This is a genomic window from Micromonospora sp. NPDC005324 (genome assembly GCF_040607155.1).
GTDB lineage: Bacteria > Actinomycetota > Actinomycetes > Mycobacteriales > Micromonosporaceae > Micromonospora > Micromonospora trifolii.
The window spans coordinates 1-3,288 of the sequence record NZ_JBEXGE010000107.1; the positions used below are offsets into that span (position 1 = coordinate 1).

Consider the following 3,288-nt stretch of genomic DNA (forward strand, 5'->3'; position numbering starts at 1 on the left):
TGAGACCCTCGACAAGTCACATCGTTCCAGAACAGAAGGCACTTTCGCGTCCCCGCGACCGCCGCCGCGCAGCCCTTAACGAAGGGCCGAGGCTAAACTCGCTTCGTCGCGTTTCGGCGGACGGCCCCGCCCATACGGAGCGACTGGATGATGTTCCCGTCCGCTCGACATCCGGCTGTCCGAGGAACGGCCTCGGCTTGGAACCACCGGCGGCGAGCCAGGTCGCCGGGCTCAGGTTGGCGGCTGGCGAGTCGCGTCACGCGGAGACGGTTTCGTGGGGTTGGATTCAGGGCATCGCCGTGTTTCCTGGGAGCGCCGCCGTGAATCCGTATGATCAGCTTGCTGGCCTTGACCTGCCGACCCTTCAGGTGTTGGAGGCGGCGTTGGCGCTGGGTGGCATGGTCACCGAGGTGGAGGTGTCGGCGTTGGTCGGCGCCGACGCGACGCCGTACCTGCAGCGTGCCGCCGATGCGGGGCTTGTCGCGCGGCTACAGGGCCGTCTCACGGTGAGCGGCGTCCTGCGGGAGGTCTTCGCCCGTCCGCTGGGTGTCGGCCCGTCCGCTGGGCAGCTCGCCGCCGTGTTGAGCGTCGATGATCTGAAGGTGGTGGCGAGCAACCTGGGGCTGCCGACGAAGGGTCGCAAGGCGGACCTGCTGGAGGCGGTGGCGGAGTTCTTCCTCGACACGGACAACGTGCACGCTGTCGTCAAGCGGATGCCCGCCGCGACGCGGACGGTGTTGGAGGAGGCTGACCGCGACGGTGGACGGATCCGTCGCCATGGCGGAAGCGGCATCGCACATCGGAGTCGGTACACGAGCCGCTATCGGCAGGTGCATCCGCTGGACTGGGCCGAGGAGCACGGGCTGGTCTACCGCGTGACCTGGGAGGACTATCAGCTGGCGGGTCAGGTTGCGCTCGCTATTCGAGGAGCGGACTACCGGGCGCCGTTCCAGCCGCAGGAACCACCGATCACCTGCCGTACGCCGAATCCCCCGGCAGTGCGCCGCGACGCCCAGGCCCAGGGCATCGCCGTGGTCGGGCTGCTGTCGGCGCTGCTAGACGGGGCTGGACGTGAGCCGCTAGTCACGGTCAAGGCCGGCGGCGTGGGCGTGCGCGAGCTGACCCGGACGGCGAAGACGCTGGGAGTGACGGTTCCGACCGTGCGGCTGCTGCTAGCGGTCGCCCATGAGGCCAGGCTGGCCGACCTCGACGATCGCGTGGTCCCGACGGCCGCGTACGACCGCTGGCTCAAGCTCAGTCTGGACCGGCGGCTCGCGGTGATGCTGAAGGCGTGGCGCGAGCTGGAATATCTGCCGTCGTCGCAGACTGGGCCGTGGGTTCCGGAGCACCGCCAAAGCTGGTCTGCGCAAGCCCGGATGACCGTACTGCGGGCGTTGGGCGACCGGGCGACGACGAACCTCGAGCAGGCCGCCCAGTGGATGTGGTGGCAGCAGCCGCTGACCTTCGGCGGCACCACGACCGTACGCGGCGTGCTGGACGAGGCCGCAACCCTGGGAATCATCGGCGCGGGCGCTGTCAGCCCTGCCGGGCATGCGCTGCTGGCCGACACGGACATCGCCGAGGCAGTCGGCGACCTGGGTGAGGTCGCTTGTACCGCCCGGCTGCAGGCAGACCTGACCGCGGTCGTGGCGGGAACACCGAGCCCAGAGCTGGCTGACCTCCTCGGTGCGACCGCCGTCGTCGAGTCCCACGGCACGGCCACGACCTGGCGCTTCAGCCCAGCTACGGTACGCGGCGCGTACGACGCAGGCTGGACCGAGCAGCGCCTGACCAAAGCCCTGACGAAGATCGCCGAAGGCGACCTGCCGCAGCCGCTGCGCTACCTGATCGCCGACGTCGCCCGCCAGTACGGGTCGGTACGGGTCACGCCCGTGTCCAGCACCCTGATCAGCGACGACACAGCGCTGCTGGCACAGATCTGCGCCGACAAACGGCTGGACAAGCTCAACCTGCGCCTGCTCGCCCCCACCGTGCTGGCCAGCCAAGCCACCACGGACGAGACCATGGCCGCCCTACGAAAAGCCGGCCACGCGCCCCGCCAGCAGAACGCCGACGGCCGCGACGTCATCGACAAGACCCGCCGCCACCGCGCCTGACAGGCAGGAGAATGACGATCAGCGCCGCGCTCCGCCTCCAGCCTGACGGGTAATGTGCAGCCCCGTAGCGGTCCGCATCGACGTTCAGGCGTTTCACGACTCCGTTTCCTCAGTCGTGCGCGAGACGTCGGACCGACTGCTATCCACTGATGGTGTCGGGGACCTGAATCTGGTCGGTGGCGGCATCCAGGCGGTGGTACGCGACCACGACGCCGCCTTCCAGCCGTGGGTGGGCATCGTCGACGGCATCTTCACCGGTGACTGCGACTGCGGGATTGTCGGCGAAGACCTCTGCGCACACGCGGTCGCGGTCGCGTTGACCGCGTTCGACGCCGGCGTCGCCTTCTCCGGCGCCGCTACCACACCCAGCGCCGCCCCGGCGGAGCCCGACCACGCCTACTACCTACGGGCGGTGCAGCGGCTGGCGCCCTGGCAGCCGGCCAACCTCGTCGCGGGGCACGCGGTCCGCAACCGCCTCTTCGCCACCCTGCTGCTGGCTGAGGCCGGCATGCTGCATAGCACCGATCAGACGGGGCTGCGCGACTTCCGGGCCGTCATCCGCGACGCCTCGAACGCGACCATTGGCAGGTGGGATATCACCGACGTAGAGCCCGCCGGTCACCGGCTGGCCGCCGAGGTGGACATCCTGTGCCCGGCCCGCGACCCCTGCCATGCTCGACCTCGTCGAGGAGGCCATCCTTGTCTGGGACGACCTGGCCGGGGCACCTCCGCGACGCCTACCACATCATCCGGACCGAACCGGAAGAGATCACCGATCCGCTTCTACGCGCCCACCGCGACCTGTGCGACCACCTCAACCTCGACCCGAATGAAATCACCGACCGACTGTACCGGCTCATCAAACGCTGCCACCACGACCTGGACGTCAGCGGGTACGCCGACCTCCTCGGCGAACAGGAGGGCAGGAACGGCAGGCCCGTCCCCCGGTAGCAACGAGGCACCTTCTCGTACCGGCGATCTTCAGCCTTCGAGAGCTCACGGTCGAGGGCCTCGGTGCGGGTCGCCGTCGCGGGCAAGACCATGCGTACCACGGCCAGCCGGGACCCGTCAGGTGGTCTGAGAGGACGTCTGATTCACGTATTTTGTGTGTGTTGTGGTTTTAGTCGTCTCGCCAGGTTGGGGTGGTTTCGGTGGTGAGGCGTTTGGCGAG

4 protein-coding genes are annotated in these 3,288 nt (G+C 68.9%); 2 read left to right on the forward strand and 2 right to left on the reverse strand.

Translation table 11 applies throughout. The features are described 5' to 3' along the window. The coding region (locus ABZS40_RS36465; RefSeq protein ID WP_354949278.1) for a helicase-associated domain-containing protein at positions 1 to 2,117 on the forward strand (2,117 nt) is incomplete at its 5' end. A 139-nt stretch (positions 2,118 to 2,256) separates the two neighbouring features. On the opposite strand, the gene ABZS40_RS36470 is transcribed toward ABZS40_RS36465, so the two are convergent. Continuing rightward, positions 2,257 to 2,511, reverse strand: coding sequence for a hypothetical protein (locus ABZS40_RS36470; RefSeq protein ID WP_354949280.1), 255 nt, complete (start codon positions 2,509 to 2,511; stop codon positions 2,257 to 2,259). A 9-nt stretch (positions 2,512 to 2,520) separates the two neighbouring features. Then, positions 2,521 to 2,790, reverse strand: a complete 270-nt coding sequence (locus ABZS40_RS36475; protein ID WP_354949281.1) for a hypothetical protein — start codon at positions 2,788 to 2,790, stop codon at positions 2,521 to 2,523. Positions 2,791 to 2,816: 26 nt separating this feature from the next. Here ABZS40_RS36475 and ABZS40_RS36480 point away from each other — a divergent pair, with 26 nt between their 5' ends. Beyond that, positions 2,817 to 3,068: a hypothetical protein gene (locus ABZS40_RS36480; protein WP_354949283.1), complete on the forward strand. Its 252-nt coding sequence runs from the start codon at positions 2,817 to 2,819 to the stop codon at positions 3,066 to 3,068. The last annotated feature ends 220 nt before the right edge of the window (positions 3,069 to 3,288 follow it).

Excerpts from the sequence above, each read along its gene's own strand:
- ABZS40_RS36475 (WP_354949281.1), bottom strand. The coding sequence starts at position 2,790 with ATGGCAGGGGTCGCGGGCCGGGCACAGGATGTCCACCTCGGCGGCCAG.